Source organism: Lentilactobacillus parabuchneri DSM 5707 = NBRC 107865, assembly GCF_001435315.1.
Classification (GTDB): domain Bacteria; phylum Bacillota; class Bacilli; order Lactobacillales; family Lactobacillaceae; genus Lentilactobacillus; species Lentilactobacillus parabuchneri.
This window is the reverse complement of the sequence record NZ_AZGK01000004.1, coordinates 44,073-61,839: the sequence shown is the minus strand read 5'-3', so window position 1 is coordinate 61,839 and position 17,767 is coordinate 44,073. Positions and strand designations below refer to the sequence as shown.

The window sequence follows — 17,767 nt, the reverse complement described above, 5'->3', positions numbered from 1 at the left end:
GAAAAAGGCTGAGTCAAAAGTTGACACTTTTGGCTCGGCCTTTTAGCTTGTATTGCGCATTCAAGTGCTTGTGGGAGAAGTTTTTAAACGCGAATCGACACAATTTTAATTTTGTATGAGAGTTGGGGTGCCGATACCGTGACAATATCGCCCGAATGGTGATTTAAAAGGGCTGACCCAATTGGCGAGGCAATTGAGATCTTGCGGTGATCAATGTCGACTTCCGGGGTTCCGACAATTTCGTAAGTTTCAGTTGAATGATCGTCGAGAAATTCAAAAGTGACGGTTTTGCCGACCTCAACGGTGTCGTCATTGGACGGGGTATAGACTTGGGCATACTGAAGCTGCTTACGTAAGAAACGCAACCGGCTTTCCAAATGACGCAGGTCCCGTTTGGCGGAACTGTACTCGGCGTTTTCGGATAAGTCGCCTAATGCTCGGGCATCAGCTAAATTTTTGATTTTAGCCGGGCGAGAATCTTCGAGGTCGCGAATTTCTGCTTCGATTTTTTCATATCCTGATTTGGTAATTTGATTGAAATGAGGGTCCATCAGCTCCACCTCCTACTTTTAAGTTTACAACAAATCATGACTTGAAATGAGCTGAAAATCAAATGGTGAGGCTTCAAATCATCCTCGTTTTAAACGCTTTTCGAATAATTTGTATTATTAATTGGTAAAAAGCATTCTGGACTTTTGCCGATTTTGCTTTTCAAAATGCTGTCATGACGGGTATGAGCGACGTAATGTTATGAGAATATTACTAAAATCCTATCTAGTTTAACATGCTTGTAATTATCCAGACACGTCTCTGTAAATGAGAAAGCGTATATTCGTCACTGTTGAGAAAAGACGAAAGGAAATAATATTTCATGAGACTGAAAAAGATCATTATCGCATTAATGACTGCATTAACTTTTTACGGCACAATGAACGTTGCCGCATCCACTGAAATCGCTGAAGCTAAAACAACTAAAGTATATAAATCAAACTTATCAAAAGCAAACCAAAAAGCAAAGAACTGGATCGCTTACCACGAATCACGGGGTTCATATCATGCCCGTAACGGTCGATACATTGGCCGTTATCAATTGAGTGCATCTTACCTGCACGGTAACTACTCAAAGAGCAACCAAGAAAAAGCTGCTGACCATTATGTAAAGGCTCGATATGGAAGCTGGGTTCATGCTAAGAAGCATTGGCAAACTTATGGTTGGTACTAAAAATAACCAACAATGCGATTCGAAAAGTTTCAAAAACGTTTAAAGCTGAAAATGATGAAGGATCCTTCATCGTTTCCAGTTTTTTTGTGCAGCCACAAGCTACACAAACAAAGTTGTCAAAAGCCATCCATGCGAGCGCTAACATTCGGATTTGACGTTGTTTTAGTTAAAATATAATGTTAATATTACATTATCACGTTAAACACGAATAAAAGGGAGATCACAATGGAAAACGTTTCTGTTCCGGGCAAAAATTCGCCCGTTCGTAATGCTATTTTAGGTTTTCAACACTTACTCGCCATGTATTCCGGCGATATTTTGGTTCCATTATTAATCGGTGGCGCACTTGGATTTAACGCGGCCCAGATGACCTATCTGGTTTCAATGGATATCTTCATGTGTGGGGTGGCAACATTGCTTCAAATCCGACGGACGCCCATCACTGGTATTGGGCTGCCGGTTGTTCTTGGCTGTGCCGTCGAGTACGTGGCACCGCTACAGTCAATTGGAAAGAACTTTGGTTTGGGGTATATGTACGGCGGCATCATGGTGGCCGGCCTGTTTATTATTATCATCGCCAAGCCGTTTGCCCACTTGCGAAAGTATTTCCCATTGGTCGTGACGGGGTCTTTGATTACCTTAATCGGATTCACATTGATGCCAGTTGCCTTTCAAAACATTGGTGGTGGGGATGCGACTGCCAAGGCATTTGGAAACCCGACTCATTTGTTCTTAGGGTTCTTCACCGCATTGGTCATCGTTGTGCTCAACATTTGGGCAAAGGGCTTTCTCAAGCAAATTTCAATTCTGATTGGGATCTTAGTGGGTTCGGTAGTTGCAGTCTTGATGGGAACGGTTGACTTCGCGGCTGTTGGTCAGGCACACTGGGCGCAATTGCCACAGTTCTTTTATTTTGGCACCCCGAGATTTGAGTGGTCTTCAATTGCGACGCTCATTTTAGCGGCGCTTACTTGTATGATTGAATCAACTGGGGTTTACTTTGCTTTGGGTGATATTACCGGGCGTAAATTGGACGACCGTGATTTGGAACATGGTTATCGCTCAGAAGGAATTGCCGCCATTTTGGGTGGTTTGTTTAACACATTTCCATATTCGACTTTCTCCCAGAACGTTGGGATTGTGCAGTTGTCTGGTATTAAAAAATTAACACCAATTTACTATTCGGCTTTCATGCTCATGATCTTGGGACTCATTCCCAAGTTTGGTGCAGTTGCTACTTTGATTCCATCATCAGTTCTTGGCGGCGCCATGTTAGTTATGTTTGGAATGGTGGGTGCCCAGGGAATTAAGATGCTGTCAAAAGTGGAACTCAATAACAAGAACTTATTGATCATCGCGGTTTCAATCGGATTTGGTCTTGGGGTCACCACTCAGCCACAGTTATTCCAATACCTGCCAGCGACGGTTCAAGTCATCATGAGTAACGGAATGGTTGTCGGAAGCTTTACAGCCGTTATTTTGAACATTTTATTAAACCACACCTCTTTAAGCAAAAAAGTTGAAGAAGATATTTAATTAATTAAGACGTAAAAAGACCAGCGATTTTCTCGCTGGTCTTTTTGTATTAACGATGATTTTTAAATTATCGCTTAGGAATATATTCTTCCACGTATTCTGAGATGATGTTGAGCAAGTCTGTCACTGGTTCTGAAGTTTGCTTGTTCTTAATAAATGAAATCCCGAAGTTGGCGGTTAATACGTCTGTTGGAATTTTAACCACGTTGATGTGCTTCTTTTGTTCGTCAGTCAAACGTCGTGGGTTGGCAAATGGTTCTGGCGTGATGATCGCGCCAACATGTTCAATTGCCAAGTCAGAAGCCAGATGCAAGTCTGGAACTTCGATACTGATTTCAGCAGAAACACCAATATCATTTAAGAAGCTGTTCACCAAACGTTGGTAGTTATCTTCCTGAGGTGTTCCAATGAAGGATTCACCTGAAAGCTTGGTCAGGTCCAAGTCTTCGTAATTGGTGAATACTTTGCCTGGCTCATAAAGCTTTGATGTTTCAGGGATGATTAAAACCAATGGCAATTGGGCGATTGGCCGGTATTCAACCTTGTGGCTTTGAAGTGCGTGGCCAATGAAGAAGTCGAGGGTACCTGATAGCAAGCGCTTCTCAGCATCTCGACTGGTCATTCTGGTGATCTGGGCGTGGATATTCGGATATTTGTTATAGAAACGGACTAACACCGGCTTATATAAGTCATTGGTCACCACTTCATTTGAGGCAATTGTTAAATGACCGTATTTAAATTGTGACAAATGCGTCATCTCACGGTCCAGATTGGCCCGCAGTCGGTTTTCTTCTTGTAAGAAAGCAAGCAGCCGTTCGCCGGCGTAGGTCAATTGGATGGGATGTGATGATCGATCAATTAGCTTAACACCAAAATTAACTTCTGCATTTTTGATAACCCGACTGATATAGGGTTGGGTCACAAATAATGCTTGAGCTGCCTTTGACATATTTCCTTGTGCCTTAATTTCTTCTAGAAACGAAAGTAATTTGCTGTTCATAATTGTAATTCTCCTTTGAAGACCTGTCGCCTTATAGTTTATCTTCTAACCAGATTATATGATATTCTAGTAATATATGCATGAATAATGACTCATTGCAATTTAATTTCGCAAAAAAGCTACAACCTAGTATAGCAATTCAAGACCCGTCGGTAAAGGACGTGAATCTTTTCTACCCCGTATTATATTAATCTTAATATTTTACAATTATATTACTATTAGGTACTACAATAAAAGTAAGCGGTGATTAGCAATAAAACGTGAATTTTTTTCGATGAATGGTAAAATAGTCCTATAATTTTGTGTTGTGATTTGGTACGTACCTGTGTAATAGGAGGTTCCATTAATGAGAATTGAACAGTCTCCGGAATTTCAAATTCATTTACAAAACTTGAGAAGCAAAGAACAGTTATTTTTAGAAACCATTTATAATGTCGGCAACGGCCACTTTGGAGTGAGAGATTCCAATCCACTTCAAGGAAACAGCCCGGATTACATCGGGTCACCGGGTCTTTTTATTAACGGCTTTTTTGATTACAAAGAAGTTTCTTATGGTGAAAAATACCGTGGTTACCCGGATAATAACCAAGTCATCAATCGGCTGCTTGATCCAAGATTTATTCGAATCAAGGTGGGCAACGAAGATTCACTGACTGACCATTTCCGCGTTGAAAATATTGATAAGAACCTGGACATGCAGACTGGGCTGCTGCACGAACTATTTAGTGTGACGACACCAGAAAACCGTAACTTTAACTTGGTGGTTGAAAGTTTTGCCAGCCTCAGCAAATTAAACGTATACGGCATTAAATATGCAATTATTCCGACCAACTTTTCAGAAGAAGTTGAAGTCATTAAGATGCATGATTACGTCAATCAGTCTGTCCATCATCAAGACGACGATATCCGTGTTAGTCAGGATCTGGGCCAAATGCAAATGGACTTTATTCCCGACAACGGTCAGCCCAGCTATTTGGTGACCACTTTTAGAAGCCAGCAGGGGATCATCATCACCTACCAGGCGAATGAAAATTTTGCGCCCAATCCTAAGATTGAGTATTTTATGGACGAGAATCACCACTATGGTTATCGCAGTAAATATTTTGCCAAACCGGGGAGTTCAAAAGACTTTGAATTTTTGTTTGCAATAGGCGACATTCATCCTTTGGTGAACGCCAACATGTATTCTGACCAGTATCTGGCATCGTTGGATAATTTCATTAACGATACGACCTTCAAGTCGGAATTAATGGCATCGGCCCAAGTATGGCAGACCTTCTGGCTTCACAGTGACGTTGAAATTGACGGCGATCCTGCTTTGCAGCAGTGCGTTCGCTTTAATTTGTTCGAGCTCAACCAGTCGGCTGGGCGCGATGAAAAAACCAGTATCCCCGCCAAAGGTTTGACCGGCAACGGCTATGGGGGGCATTTCTTCTGGGACACCGAGATCTTTATGCTGCCGTTTTTTACGTACACGCAGCCTGAAATCGCTAAGGAACTACTGATGTTTCGGTACCACACCCTCCAGATTGCCAAAGAGCAGGCCAGCGACTTTGGCTTGGGTAAGGGCGCAATGTATCCATGGCGGACAATTAATGGATTTGAGTCAAGTGCCTATTGGTTGGCGGGACAAGCGCAGTTCCATATCAACGCCGACATCGCGTTTGCGGTTGAGCAATACTATGAAATTACTCGTGACGAGGACTTTTTGCGCCACTACGGTTTTGAAATCATTTTGGAAACGGCCAGGTTCTGGATGGAATATGGCAACTATGCCGAATTGGACGGCAAGCGCCAGTTTGTGATCAACCGTGTAACCGGGCCGGACGAATACAGCGCCTTAGTGGATAATAACTATTACACCAACGTATTGGCCCAAAGCAATCTTCAATTGGCTGCCAAATATGCCCATAAGTATAAAGATGACGACGGCATGTTGAGTCGCCTGAACGTGACCGACGAAGAAGTTCACGATATGGAGGAAGCTGCAGCTGCCATGTATCTTCCCTACGATAAAGAAAAGAACGTTAAGCTGCAGTTTCAAAATTTTGAGCAACTGCCGAAGATGGATATTGCGTCAATCGATCAAAGTATGTTCCCACTGTTGCTCAACTATCACCCGCTGATGTTGTACCGGCACCAGGTTAACAAGCAGGCTGATACGGTCATGGTCGACTTCATGTTCCCCGAAGGAAACACGTTGGCCCAACTAAAATCCGACTACGAGTTCTATGAGCCGATCACAACCCACGATTCTAGCCTCTCTAAGGCGATTTGCGCCATTATTGCGGCCAGGATAGGCAAAGACCAGCAATCCTATGATTTCTTCTCACAGGCCGTTCAGACCGATTTAATGGATGTCCATCACAATACTAAGAATGGTATCCATGCGGGAAGCCTCGGCGCTGCTTGGGAAGGCATCATCTACGGATTTGCCGGTGTGGTCAATAACGCCAAAAGCTTTAGTTTGCAGCCGCACTTACCTGTTACTTGGAACTGCCTCAAATTTAAGATGCATCTGTATGGCAATGAATTTCAGTTCATTATTTATCAAGATACGGTGGAAGTGGACTTAATTAGTGGAAAAGGTGCGGATATTACCGTTGCCAATGAGAAAAAGCAGTTGAGCCACCAAAATCCGAAACAAATGTGGACTTATAAATGAGTGTTTCTGAAGAATTTGTAAACTAATTGCTTCTTTTTTGGAAAACAGGCGAACTTTGGTTTATCATTTGGTATGATAGTGTTATGCAAATTAAATGGTATTTATTGAATATTTAAACAGGCATGAAAGCCAATCAAGAAGCGAAAGGAACGCGCATTAACATGAAAAAGGAAGCTCGCCAATCTAAAATTGAGCAAATTATTAATCAGTACACGATTACCACACAGGATGAATTGATGGAAAAGCTCCGTGTTGCGGGGATTACGGTTACACAAGCAACTTTATCCAGGGATATCCGCGAGATGCAAATCGTCAAGCAACCGGACAGTTCTGGAAATTCCCGGTATATGATTTTTAAGTCGGGAAACCAAAACGAGATTGAACGGATGTATCGCATGATTAATGGAACGGTGACTGACATTCGCCAAATTGAATTTGTGAACGTGATTCATACGCAGCCAAGTTATGCCAACCCATTGGCAGCAGTCATTGACGACCTGCATATGGATAATGTTTCCGGGACCTTGGCCGGTTATGATACTATCGTGACCTTCAGTCCATCGGTGGATGCGGCCCACGAGATTCACGACTTGGTAACCAAGCACGCCAATCCAGATCTGTTGGTGTCAGAATAAGTGTGTAGGCATTTACTGAATTTATAAAAGCTGGGAATGATGAACAGATTTGTTCATTGCTTCCCAGCTTTTTTTGGTAGGCTTTTTTTAGCTGTCAGGCGCAAAAAAGCCGGGCCCCAAAGTTTGAGAAGCCCGACTCAATTGGATGTTACAGTCGAAACGAGATAATTATTTCAAGAACCATTTGCGATACACCATTCTGCCAACGGAGCCAATTAAGAAGATGAACCACCAAACGATGCCGACAATGGTTAACTTTTTGCCGAGCGATAAGCCTGGCGTTTGATATTTCAACGAAATGAAATGTCGCCCGACAGGGATTCGTGCGCCAATGAAGCCGCGATTGACCTTGAAGATGTCACCCGGTTGGCCATCGATTTTAAGATGCCAGCCAGTCGAATACGGAATTGAGGTGGTCAAAACGCGTGTCCGTTCAGTTGTATCCGTGTATCCGGAAACGGCGTCGTTGGTGACGTGCTGACCCGACAAGCCTGATTTTTGGAGTGCATGAATCTGCTGATCGTATTGCTTGTTGAAAGGAACCGCCATTAATTTGACGCTCTTAAACCTCAATTGTTTGACGCCGTTAAAATGAATGGTTAATGATTTCGTCAGCTTAGGTGAGTAGCCGAGATTCAAGACGATATGCTGACGATTCTCGAAGTCTGATAAGTTGTTTTCAGGGAGCTGACGAACATACGTAAAGTTATTCGGTGTTTCAACCGAGAGCGTAAATGCGCCGAGATCGGGGTGCTGAAGTGCTTTTCGATAGCGATCGATCTTTTGTAATTTGGAAACCGGGGTCCCATCGATAATTGAATCGGCCGTTAAGTTGGCGATTCGATCCATGGCCGTATGGGTGGTGTGCGAGACACCGTCGATTACCAAATAGAGTTCGGAATTGCGATACTGCTTTGGATTGTTAATGTTTAATTGATAAGACAAGTGACGGCCCTGGGCATCGTTATCCATGAGATGCAGCCCATTGGCGTTTTGTGCTTCATTTCGCCTGACGATCTTTTGATTCTTGGCCAGTACGGTTCGAAGGGGCTTGGCATTCGGGTTGATGCCGGTTGCCTTTTCCCAAATCCGTATTTTATGTGCCGGCAGCATCGTCTTATATTTCGCGGCAGTTGCCCGGTATCGGGCGTTTGGTGAAATACGCAATCGATCAAGGACGGCTTTAACGGGGTTGTTGACGATGTGTTGGTCAAACAATTTCGTTGTGTAGCCAACGGTTTTGACTTTGTTGGCGGGTTCAGTTAACGAAACCCCGTCAATTGGCTTATCAACCACCGCGCCGGACAGGATCGCCTGCTCACGTTGAAGCGGAGACATACTATTGTAGTTGGCCGATGAAATGACGTATTTCTGCGTGTAAACCAGCGGCAACGCCAAATTCGATTGTAACAAAATGGTTCCGGAATGGTTGCTCAACCCACTGACGGGCTGTTCCGGGAAGTCAACAATCTTGCCGTTTTGCCCGCGGACATAGTGGAAGCCGTATGGAATCGCTTGTGGCTTCTTGATGATGTCCGTTTTGGCAAACATATATTTAACGCCCAGTAAATTCAGGAGGGTTGTGCGGCCGTCTGCTTCTCCGATGACTGAGTTTACAACGGCCTGAGAGTCACCCAGCGAGCGGGTAAATTGAAACAGACTGCCATTTTGAATTGAATAATACGCCCCTAAATCGTGGGTGCCAAGGACCATCGGGATATTATTGCCGGCAGTTCGGTGGGAATAGTAATTATGAATGGTCGTTGTCCGATAAAAGTTACCATCCTTATTCAACCCGTTTTGAGCCCCGTCATAATACTTGTGCAGCCACTGTTGAGCAGACCCGGTTGCCAGATTTGAATTGATGTTCTTACTATTGTTAGGACTGAACCAACCTTGTCCGGCACTGATGACGTTGACAAACACCAGACCGGTCAAAATGTAGCCCACTCGTTTTGGTGGAAGCTTAAGAGAGGTTTGACAGGCAAATAGTAGGAGGAAACTAAGTAATAACCCATATGCAACCAAATCATTTTGAGGAAGCTTTAACGTGAATCCTTTGGTAATCCAGACCAGAATAATTAGACCGGCACTGGCACCAATCAGCCACCTCAGATCGTTTCGGGTTAAAGTCTTTAACGAGTCAACAAAAATCATGGTTGCTAAGCTCATTGGCAGGACGATGAGAAACAACCAACGATTTGAAGGCGTCGACATGGCGTTGGCAACCGCACTAAATTGCGGCAGCATCAGTGCTACGATGGTTAACGTAATAATCGTTGCCAGCGAACGGTAGCGCTTGAAATGACGTAAAACGTAAACCGCACCCAGGAAGGTTAGCCCACAGAAATTTAGGACCAGCCAATAGTCCTTTGTTGTGGTGCTGGTAATTAACTGATTGGGAAGCGCCAAGTAGTACTTGAGCGGATAAAGGATCAAACCGTTGGCAAATTGAGCGTGATAGGCAATCCGAGTGGACTGAAAAACGGCCAGCAATGTGGGCAGCAAAACGATCCCCGCCGTCAGTAAGCCGGTTATAACGCCTTGAAATAAGCAATAAATGATCCGGCCATTCTTCAGTTGTTCCGGATGAGTATGGCGAATATTGAAGTAGCGGGTCAGTAAATAGACCAGCGTTCCAATCGCCAGCATATAGGCAAAGTAGAAGTTACTAATTAATGCCAGGGCCACTGCAACTGCCAGCGGCAGCCAGTTCTGTTTATGCAGAACTTTTTCAACCCCCATCGCCAACAATGGAAACAGAATCATTGGAATTAAGAAGAAGGGATGGTGCATCGAAACGTAGAAGTTATACCCGGAAAAGGTGTAGATCAGAGTTCCGATGAGCTTGCTGTGGCGGCTAAAGTTTCGTTCGTTCGCCCAGGCAAGAAACGACAAGCCGACACAGTAGAGTCGAAGCAGAATTAATACCTGATAACCCAACTCCAGCTTGCTGGCCGGAAAAAAGGCGATCAGGTAACTGAATGGATCGCCAATTATGTAGAATGCAAATGTGGTCAGTTGATCAGCCCCGGCACCCAGGTTCCATGACCAACCAGCCAGTGACTGATGCGCGGTTCCCTGTAGAATATGTTGAAACTGGGCTAGAATTGGGAAATGCTGGGCAATCCCATCAACGTTCCAAATCAACGTTTTTCCGGCCAGCCATGGGATCGTGTAGGTCGCCAGACAAACGAAGACAAATGCGATGGTGTAGATGAAATAGATTGAAAAATTAAAGGACTTTTTGCGAGTGTCAATTCTCGGTTCCATGTGAAATTACCTCCTCATACATAATCCCATTTTGACCGCAATGGGTGGGTTAGACAAGGTTATTCGGCCAATTTTAATTTTTGTAATAATAGTGCCTTGAGTTTGCAATGTTTTGCATGAACATTCATCAGGAGATAGAACGAAACTAAGTAAAACGCTTTCATGACGACTGATGACTCACCTTTACTAAATTGAGAATGTGAATTTTCTTTTACCAAATTATGAATAATCTATGAAGTCAAAACATATTTATACCGAAAAGATGAGAAGAAAGTATGAATATTGTGAAGAAACTGGTACAATTACTATATTCGTAAATCTAATTAAAAACTTATTTTCTCATTTAAACATTTAGTCTTGCATAAATAATCGAAAGAAGGCTTTTGTGAAGGGAATAATTAGTCGAATAATTTATAAAATGAAACCGCAAACATTTTCCTTGCTAATTGTGTTAGTTTTTTCACATTTCTGATGTCTAAAAATAGACGGTAGCGTTTTCAGAAGGGTTTATGATGTAACTGTACTAATGGAAGAGGAGGTAACAAAATGACAAGCCCAATTCATGTAACATCGGAAATCGGTAAGTTAAAAACTGTATTGTTAAAACGTCCGGGTAGAGAAATTGAAAACTTTACACCAGACATGATGCCCCGGTTATTATTCGATGACATTCCATATTTACCAATTGCCCAAAAGGAACATGATTACTTTGCTGATACATTACGCGACAATGGTGTCGAAGTCCTGTATCTGGAAAAATTGGCCGCTGAAGCACTTGATGCCGGTGGTGACAAAGTACGTGATGACTTCTTAGAGCAAATGCTAACTGAATCCGGATATGCCGCTGGTGCCATCCACGATGCATTGAAAGAATATTTAGACAGCATGAACAACCAAGACATGGTCAACAAGATCATGGAAGGAATTCGTAAAAACGAAGTTGACTTTGTCCCAACCGACTTAGTCAGTGCTGCTGAAACAGAAGGCTATGAATTCTACATGGATCCAATGCCTAACCTATACTTTACCCGTGACCCTTCGGCAAGTATCGGCGAAGGATTAAGCATCAACCACATGACGTTCCCTGCAAGACAACGTGAATCATTATTTAACGAAATTGTGATTAAATATCATCCACGTTTTGCAAATCAGGGTGTTCATGTATGGCGTGACCGAAACCACGATACTCGTATCGAAGGTGGCGACGAATTAGTATTGAATGACCACGTTATGGCCATTGGTGTTTCTCAACGGACATCTGCAGATGCAATTCAAGATATCGCCAAGAGCCTCTTTAAAGAAGGCCATTTCGACACAGTTATTGCGATTAAGATTCCGCATAATCATGCCATGATGCATTTGGATACTGTGTTTACAATGATTAACTACGATCAATTTACTGTTCATCCAGGAATCTTAGGTGAAGGCGGCCACATTGACACTTGGACAATTACGCCAGGTCAAAACGGTGAGCTTAACTTGGATCACAGAACAGATCTCAAGCAAGTCTTGAAGGATGCTTTGAAGCTGGATGACTTGGACTTAATCCCAACCGGTAACGGAGATCCAATTATCGCTGGCCGTGAACAGTGGAATGATGGTTCGAACACATTGGCAATCGCGCCGGGTGTCGTTGTAACTTACAACCGGAACTACGTATCCAATGACCTGCTCAGAAAACACGGACTCAAAGTGCTTGAGGTTATCTCAAGTGAGTTGTCAAGAGGACGTGGGGGTCCACGTTGCATGAGCTGCCCAATTGTGAGAGAAGATATCTAATCAGAGCGTGACAAGCAACGGGTGATGCGGTTTCTAAGTGTGCTTTGATTGAAGTCCCTGGTTTTGGGACTTTGATCAAAGGACACTTAGAAGTTAGCATCAGTTGCGTCGAAGCGCGTTTAAATCAGAGCGTGACGAGACCCGGGTTGGCCCCGGAGTGTAAGACGAAAATTGTAATGATGAACGGGGTTTGTTCATCGTTGGAATTTTTGACTTACACAGTAGGGGCCAGGGTCGTCGAAGCGCGTTTAGATCAGAGCGTGACGAGACACAGATCGTTCCAAACTTTCACCAACCCATCAAAATTCAATCATCAAGGAGAATTCGATTATGACAAAAGATTTCAAACAAAACGTATTTCAAGGACGTAGTGTTTTAGCCGAAAAAGACTTTACTGCTGCTGAACTCGAATATTTAATTGACTTTGGTTTACATCTTAAGGCTTTAAAGAAGGCTAACGTTCCTCACCATTATTTGGAAGGCAAAAACATTGCGCTTCTATTTGAAAAGTCATCAACTCGGACCCGTTCAGCATTTACCACTGCTGCAATTGATCTTGGTGCCCACCCAGAATACTTGGGATCAGGCGACATCCAATTAGGTAAGAAGGAATCTACTTCAGATACTGCTAAGGTTCTTGGCAGCATGTTTGATGGAATTGAATTCCGTGGCTTCAAGCAAAGTGATGCTGAAATCCTTGCCCGAGACAGTGGTGTTCCAGTATGGAATGGTTTGACTGACGAATGGCATCCAACTCAAATGTTGGCTGACTTCATGACCGTTAAGGAAAACTTTGGCAAACTCCAAGGCTTAACTTTGACATTCATGGGTGATGGTCGTAACAACGTTGCCAACTCGCTCTTGGTAACCGGTGCAATCTTAGGCGTTAACATTCACATCGTTTCACCAAAGGAATTGTTCCCAACAGATGAAATCCAAGGCATTGCCAAAGGTTTTGCTGAAAAGTCAGGCGCAAAGCTTTTGATCACCGATGACCTTGATGAAGGTATGAAGGGTTCAAACATTGTTTATACCGATGTATGGGTATCAATGGGTGAAAGTAACTGGGAAGAACGTGTTAAATTGCTAACACCATACCAAGTTAACATGGAAGCCTTGAAGAAGACCGGCACTCCTGACGATCAATTAATCTTCATGCACTGCCTACCAGCATTCCACAATACCGAAACCGAATACGGTAAGGATATTGAGAAGAAGTATGGCATTACCGAAATGGAAGTTACTGATGAAGTGTTCACCAGCAAGTATGCTCGTCAATTCGAAGAAGCAGAAAACAGAATGCACTCCATCAAGGCAATGATGGCCGCAACGTTAGGTAATTTATTTATTCCTAGAGTGTAAGAAGCATCATCCATTGCTTCGAACACGTTTCAACTAGGCATTAGCCAAAACACATTTCAGCCTAGTACCCACCTTGAAAAATAGCTCAACAATACAAGGGACTGGCAACAAAACATTTGTTTTGTCCCAGTCCCTTATTATTTTCTAAGACGAAGGAGAATGTATTATGGGACGTAAAATCGTAGTTGCCCTGGGAGGCAATGCTATCCTATCAAAAGATGCTTCTGCAGCAGCACAGCAACAAGCATTGCGTGACACTGCGGAGCATTTGGTTAAATTTATTGAAAATGGCGACCAGCTGATCATTTCTCACGGAAACGGACCACAAGTTGGTAACCTGTTGCTCCAACAAGCAGCCGGCAGCACTCACGACAACCCTGAAATGCCACTGGATTCATGTGTGGCAATGACACAGGGAAGTATCGGTTATTGGATGCAAAATGCCATGAACGAAGTGATCAATGAAAAAGGACTCGACAAGACGGTTGCCACTGTTGTGACCCAGGTTGAGGTCAGTGCCAATGACCCGGCATTTGCCAATCCAACTAAGCCAATCGGTCCGTTCATGAGTGAAGAAGATGCAGATTTGGCTAAGAAGCAAAATCCGGATTTCACATTTGTTGAAGACGCCGGACGTGGCTATCGTCGCGTTGTTCCATCACCCAAACCAATTGGGGTCGTCGAAACCAAAGCAGTTAATGCGTTGGTTGACGCAGGAATTGTGCCAATTTCGGTTGGTGGCGGTGGCGTGCCGGTTGTTAGCGATGGCAGTCGCTTGGTTGGTAAGGAAGCAGTTATCGATAAAGATTTTGCCAGCGAAAAATTAGCTGAATTGGTTGGTGCCGATGCCCTGATCATTTTAACGGCCGTACCAAATATTTTTGTTAACTTCAACAAACCCGACCAAAAGAAGCTTGAACACGTGCCGGTTTCTGATCTTCACAAATATATTGATGAGAACCAATTTGCTCCAGGAAGCATGCTGCCAAAGGTTCAAGCAGCAATTGATTTTGTTGAAGCCACAGGGAACGAAGCCGTTGTGACTGCCTTAGACAATATCGAAGGCTTTATCAATGATGGTTCCGGGACAATTATTTCGGCAAAATAGCGTGTTCAAATTATTTTATCCTTAAAATCTGCTTAGACGCGTTTAATGTACAATGACGTGATTTGAGGTACACTTTACTGAGAACATAATTATGTAACCGTTTTTGGGAGTGTCGGAATGATTTTAAAGAATAAAAGTGATTATAAGTATTATGCGGAGAAACTGCGCAGCCATCCAGAATTCAGTCCGCTGAGTGATAAATATATTAATCAGTTGATTGACGAAATGACAATTAAAACCTATCACCGCGGTCAGATCCTATTTGATCAGGGCGATACGCGGGATAGGTTTTACTATTTAATCGAAGGGGTTGCCAAGTCGTTTCACTGGGATAAAAATGGCGAAGAACAATTGTATCTTTATATTCGTCCTCAAAAAGCCTTTCCGTATATCGGCTTATTCGAAGCTGATCGATATGCGTATACCGTTGAAACCATGACTGAGGTGAAAATTGCCGAATTCCCAATGCCAGTCTATGAACAAATTCTGCGTGAAAACCCAGAGCTCATGGAAAACGCCGTTAAAGAAATGAGCAAGATTATCGATACGTCTGAGACACAACTTCAACGGATGGTCACAACCAGCGCCAAGTGTCGGGTGTGGAACGCGATTTTATTTATTGGCCAACAGATCGGCGATTTGCAGGCTGATGAAACGATCTTGGTCCCATATCCAATTACGCTGGTTGAACTTTCGAAGGTCAGCGGGACCACGAGGGAAACAACGAGTCAGATGGTTCAGCAGTTAATTGCTGAAAACAAGATTCAATACAACCGAAAATACTTCAAAATTTTAGAGGTTGACGATGAGTCATTTTAATTAAATATCTAGGGGAGTGAGCTACATGAAAGAGCATGATGGTAAATTAGGCCTACTCGAGCTGGTCGGATTAGTTGTCGGGTCCATCATTGGTGGTGGGGTCTTCAACCTGATGCACGATATGGCCGTGGGAGCCGGTGCAGGTGCCATTATCATTGGCTGGGTTATTACAGCTATTGGAATGGTCATGTTGGCTTTAACGTTCCAGAACTTAACCATGAAGCGTCCGGATCTGGATGCCGGGGTTTATAGTTACGCTGAAGCCGGATTTGGTAAGTACATGGGTTTTAACTCCGCATGGGGTTACTGGCTGTCTGCCTGGCTGGGAAACGTGGGTTATGCGACGCTGCTAATGAGTGCCGTTGCCTACTTCTTACCAGTCTTTGGAAATGGCCAAAACATTTGGTCAATTATTGCCGCATCATTCATCCTTTGGGCATGTCACTTTATGATTCTTCGAGGCGTTGAATCAGCTTCATTTGTGAACACGATTATTACGATTGCAAAATTAATTCCAATTTTCTTGTTTATCCTTATCGTGTTATTTGCATTCAAGATGAATATGTTTACCAGTGATTTCTGGTACACACCAAGTGGTAAATTTGAGTTTGCAAATGTCATGTCACAAGCCAAGAGCACGATGTTGGTAACAGTTTGGGTATTTATCGGAATTGAAGGCGCCGTTGTCTTCTCTGGTCGGGCCCGCAAGCGTTCTGACGTTGGTAAAGCAACCGTTCTTGGAATTATTACCGTTATTTTGATTTATATGTTAGTTACATTGCTATCATTCGGTGTTATGAGTCGTGCCGGACTTTCTCATTTGTCTCAACCCGCAATGGCTGAGTTACTTCAGAGTCTGGTTGGTAAATGGGGGGCAATGGTCGTTAACGGCGGATTAATCATTTCTGTTGTTGGTGCCTGGCTCTCATGGACGATGTTTGCCGGTCAATTGCCATACGAAGCAGCTAAAGAAGGAACGTTCCCAAAGATCTTTGCCAAGGAAAACAAAAATGGCGCTCCAATTACGTCGTTAACTGTTACCAACGTCTGTGTGGAACTTTTCATGTTTTCATACCTGATTACAGCATCTGCTTATAATTTCTTCTATTCAATTGCCAGTGCCGCAATTTTGATTCCATACGCATTTTCAGCCTTCTATCAACTGAAGTACTCGGTTACTTTGGATCATGGTAAGGGCCGAGTTGGAAACATTGTTATCGGCGCGATCTCAAGTATCTATGCATGCTGGCTGTTGTTTGCGGCTGGTACAAATTACCTGCTGTTAATGTCACTGCTGTTTGCTGCTGGGATTCCAGTTTATTGGATTTTGCAGAAAAAAGATAATCATGCCAAAAAAGTTTTCGGCCCAGTTGAAATGACTTTAGCCATTTTGATTGTGATTGCTGCCGTTTACGCAATTTATGGGTTGATTGTCGGTAAAATTACGTTCTAAAATATCGGTTAATAACCAATCAATAAAGGAGTTCCTCAACTTGAGGAGCTCCTTTATTGGTCATAATTTTAGAAATAAGCTTCCACAAACAAATACCCAGCCAGACCAAAGGCTGCCAATGAAATCAAAATTCGCAGCAGGTGGATATTGGCGTGGCGGACAATAATTGGTCCCGTGTACCCACCGATAAGCAGGCCGAACCCAAGCGGGATGACGTATAGCCAATTAATGTTGGACTTGAAAATAAAAATGATCGTCGCAACTAGGTTACCGGCAAAGGAAATCACGTTTTTCATGGCGTTGACAACCGCAAACCTGTCATCGGTAATCACTGACAGGATTGCTAAAAAGATGACGCCACCGGCAGCACCAAAGTAACCCGTGTAACCGCCCACCAATATAATGCCAATGAAACTGATGAATGAAATCCAAAAGTGATGGGCAGGTGTCTCGCTGGCTTTTTTTAATTTCTGAGTGGACAGGTCTTTTTTTCGCCCAGACATAAAGAGTAAGACACCGGCAAATGCGATGAAAAGCGGAACGACTTTTTGAAATGATGAGGCGGGAAGCACCAGTAATAATGAACTGCCACCGATACTTCCGACTAACGCCAGGCCAACAAAAACCAATAATTTTTTCCAATGACCGTGGAGTTCTCTGAGAGATGAAACGGTGGAGCCGATCCCTGAGAAAATCAAAGCAGTGGTATTGGTGACGTTGGCAATGACGGGTGGCAGGCCGACTGCCAGTAAGGCTGGATACGACACTAAAGAGGCCAATCCAGCAACCGAAGCAAGCAGACCCGCAGCGAACCCGGCAATAATTAGAAAAGCAAAAGTGAGTATCATGTGTTACCGGATCCTTTCTTTTTTTTGATACTTTTAATATACTACTTTCTATCTGTCAGTAAAATTG

The 17,767-nt window shown here is 43.3% G+C and carries 13 protein-coding genes; 9 read left to right on the top strand and 4 right to left on the bottom strand.

Annotation, left to right across the window (positions count from 1 at the left end; all coding sequences use genetic code 11):
• Window positions 1-83: 83 nt before the first annotated feature.
• Window positions 84-551, bottom strand: coding sequence for a transcription elongation factor GreA (gene greA, locus FC51_RS05505; protein ID WP_057910008.1), 468 nt, complete (start codon window positions 549-551; stop codon window positions 84-86).
• Window positions 552-871: 320 nt separating this feature from the next.
• On the opposite strand from greA, the gene FC51_RS05500 reads away from it, so the two are divergent.
• Both FC51_RS05500 and FC51_RS05495 read left to right on the top strand, forming a co-directional pair.
• Window positions 872-1,222: an aggregation-promoting factor C-terminal-like domain-containing protein gene (locus FC51_RS05500; protein ID WP_057910007.1), complete on the top strand. Its 351-nt coding sequence runs from the start codon at window positions 872-874 to the stop codon at window positions 1,220-1,222.
• 225 nt (window positions 1,223-1,447) lie between these two features.
• Window positions 1,448-2,758, top strand: a complete 1,311-nt coding sequence (locus FC51_RS05495; RefSeq protein ID WP_057910006.1) for a nucleobase:cation symporter-2 family protein — start codon at window positions 1,448-1,450, stop codon at window positions 2,756-2,758.
• A 67-nt stretch (window positions 2,759-2,825) separates the two neighbouring features.
• Here the strand turns inward: FC51_RS05495 and FC51_RS05490 are convergent, their stop codons facing one another.
• Window positions 2,826-3,758 (bottom strand): LysR family transcriptional regulator, encoded by a 933-nt coding sequence (locus FC51_RS05490; RefSeq protein WP_057910005.1) that lies wholly within the window; start codon window positions 3,756-3,758, stop codon window positions 2,826-2,828.
• A gap of 346 nt (window positions 3,759-4,104) precedes the next feature.
• Here FC51_RS05490 and FC51_RS05485 point away from each other — a divergent pair, with 346 nt between their 5' ends.
• Together FC51_RS05485 and FC51_RS05480 are read left to right on the top strand one after the other, a co-directional pair.
• Window positions 4,105-6,423 (top strand): glycoside hydrolase family 65 protein, encoded by a 2,319-nt coding sequence (locus tag FC51_RS05485; RefSeq protein WP_057910004.1) that lies wholly within the window; start codon window positions 4,105-4,107, stop codon window positions 6,421-6,423.
• A gap of 161 nt (window positions 6,424-6,584) precedes the next feature.
• The gene (locus tag FC51_RS05480; protein WP_057910058.1) at window positions 6,585-7,058 is read left to right on the top strand and encodes an arginine repressor; all 474 of its coding nucleotides are present in this window, start codon (window positions 6,585-6,587) and stop codon (window positions 7,056-7,058) included.
• A 168-nt stretch (window positions 7,059-7,226) separates the two neighbouring features.
• Here FC51_RS05480 and FC51_RS05475 read toward each other — a convergent pair whose 3' ends face one another.
• Window positions 7,227-10,331: a YfhO family protein gene (locus tag FC51_RS05475; RefSeq protein WP_057910003.1), complete on the bottom strand. Its 3,105-nt coding sequence runs from the start codon at window positions 10,329-10,331 to the stop codon at window positions 7,227-7,229.
• 546 nt (window positions 10,332-10,877) lie between these two features.
• On the opposite strand from FC51_RS05475, the gene arcA reads away from it, so the two are divergent.
• From arcA to arcD, 5 genes are all read left to right on the top strand, one after another.
• Entirely contained in the window at window positions 10,878-12,110 is a 1,233-nt protein-coding gene (gene arcA / locus FC51_RS05470; protein WP_057910002.1) for an arginine deiminase, read from the top strand.
• A 330-nt stretch (window positions 12,111-12,440) separates the two neighbouring features.
• Entirely contained in the window at window positions 12,441-13,472 is a 1,032-nt protein-coding gene (gene argF, locus FC51_RS05465; RefSeq protein ID WP_057910001.1) for an ornithine carbamoyltransferase, read from the top strand.
• A 166-nt stretch (window positions 13,473-13,638) separates the two neighbouring features.
• Window positions 13,639-14,580 (top strand): carbamate kinase, encoded by a 942-nt coding sequence (gene arcC, locus FC51_RS05460; protein ID WP_057910000.1) that lies wholly within the window; start codon window positions 13,639-13,641, stop codon window positions 14,578-14,580.
• A gap of 117 nt (window positions 14,581-14,697) precedes the next feature.
• Window positions 14,698-15,399 (top strand): Crp/Fnr family transcriptional regulator, encoded by a 702-nt coding sequence (locus FC51_RS05455; protein ID WP_057909999.1) that lies wholly within the window; start codon window positions 14,698-14,700, stop codon window positions 15,397-15,399.
• A gap of 25 nt (window positions 15,400-15,424) precedes the next feature.
• The gene (arcD, locus tag FC51_RS05450) at window positions 15,425-16,852 is read left to right on the top strand and encodes an arginine-ornithine antiporter (RefSeq protein ID WP_057909998.1); all 1,428 of its coding nucleotides are present in this window, start codon (window positions 15,425-15,427) and stop codon (window positions 16,850-16,852) included.
• Window positions 16,853-16,920: 68 nt separating this feature from the next.
• Here arcD and FC51_RS05445 read toward each other — a convergent pair whose 3' ends face one another.
• Window positions 16,921-17,700, bottom strand: a complete 780-nt coding sequence (locus FC51_RS05445) for a sulfite exporter TauE/SafE family protein (protein ID WP_057909997.1) — start codon at window positions 17,698-17,700, stop codon at window positions 16,921-16,923.
• Between the last annotated feature and the right edge of the window lie 67 nt (window positions 17,701-17,767).

What these genes read in the sequence shown, in the direction of transcription:
- greA (WP_057910008.1), bottom strand. Translation starts at nt 551, where the DNA reads ATGGACCCTCATTTCAATCAAATTACCAAATCAGGATATGAAAAAATC.
- FC51_RS05500 (WP_057910007.1), top strand. Translation starts at nt 872, where the DNA reads ATGAGACTGAAAAAGATCATTATCGCATTAATGACTGCATTAACTTTT.
- FC51_RS05495 (WP_057910006.1), top strand. Translation starts at nt 1,448, where the DNA reads ATGGAAAACGTTTCTGTTCCGGGCAAAAATTCGCCCGTTCGTAATGCT.
- FC51_RS05490 (WP_057910005.1), bottom strand. Translation starts at nt 3,758, where the DNA reads ATGAACAGCAAATTACTTTCGTTTCTAGAAGAAATTAAGGCACAAGGA.
- FC51_RS05485 (WP_057910004.1), top strand. Translation starts at nt 4,105, where the DNA reads ATGAGAATTGAACAGTCTCCGGAATTTCAAATTCATTTACAAAACTTG.
- FC51_RS05480 (WP_057910058.1), top strand. Translation starts at nt 6,585, where the DNA reads ATGAAAAAGGAAGCTCGCCAATCTAAAATTGAGCAAATTATTAATCAG.
- FC51_RS05475 (WP_057910003.1), bottom strand. Translation starts at nt 10,331, where the DNA reads ATGGAACCGAGAATTGACACTCGCAAAAAGTCCTTTAATTTTTCAATC.
- arcA (WP_057910002.1), top strand. Translation starts at nt 10,878, where the DNA reads ATGACAAGCCCAATTCATGTAACATCGGAAATCGGTAAGTTAAAAACT.
- argF (WP_057910001.1), top strand. Translation starts at nt 12,441, where the DNA reads ATGACAAAAGATTTCAAACAAAACGTATTTCAAGGACGTAGTGTTTTA.
- arcC (WP_057910000.1), top strand. Translation starts at nt 13,639, where the DNA reads ATGGGACGTAAAATCGTAGTTGCCCTGGGAGGCAATGCTATCCTATCA.
- FC51_RS05455 (WP_057909999.1), top strand. Translation starts at nt 14,698, where the DNA reads ATGATTTTAAAGAATAAAAGTGATTATAAGTATTATGCGGAGAAACTG.
- arcD (WP_057909998.1), top strand. Translation starts at nt 15,425, where the DNA reads ATGAAAGAGCATGATGGTAAATTAGGCCTACTCGAGCTGGTCGGATTA.
- FC51_RS05445 (WP_057909997.1), bottom strand. Translation starts at nt 17,700, where the DNA reads ATGATACTCACTTTTGCTTTTCTAATTATTGCCGGGTTCGCTGCGGGT.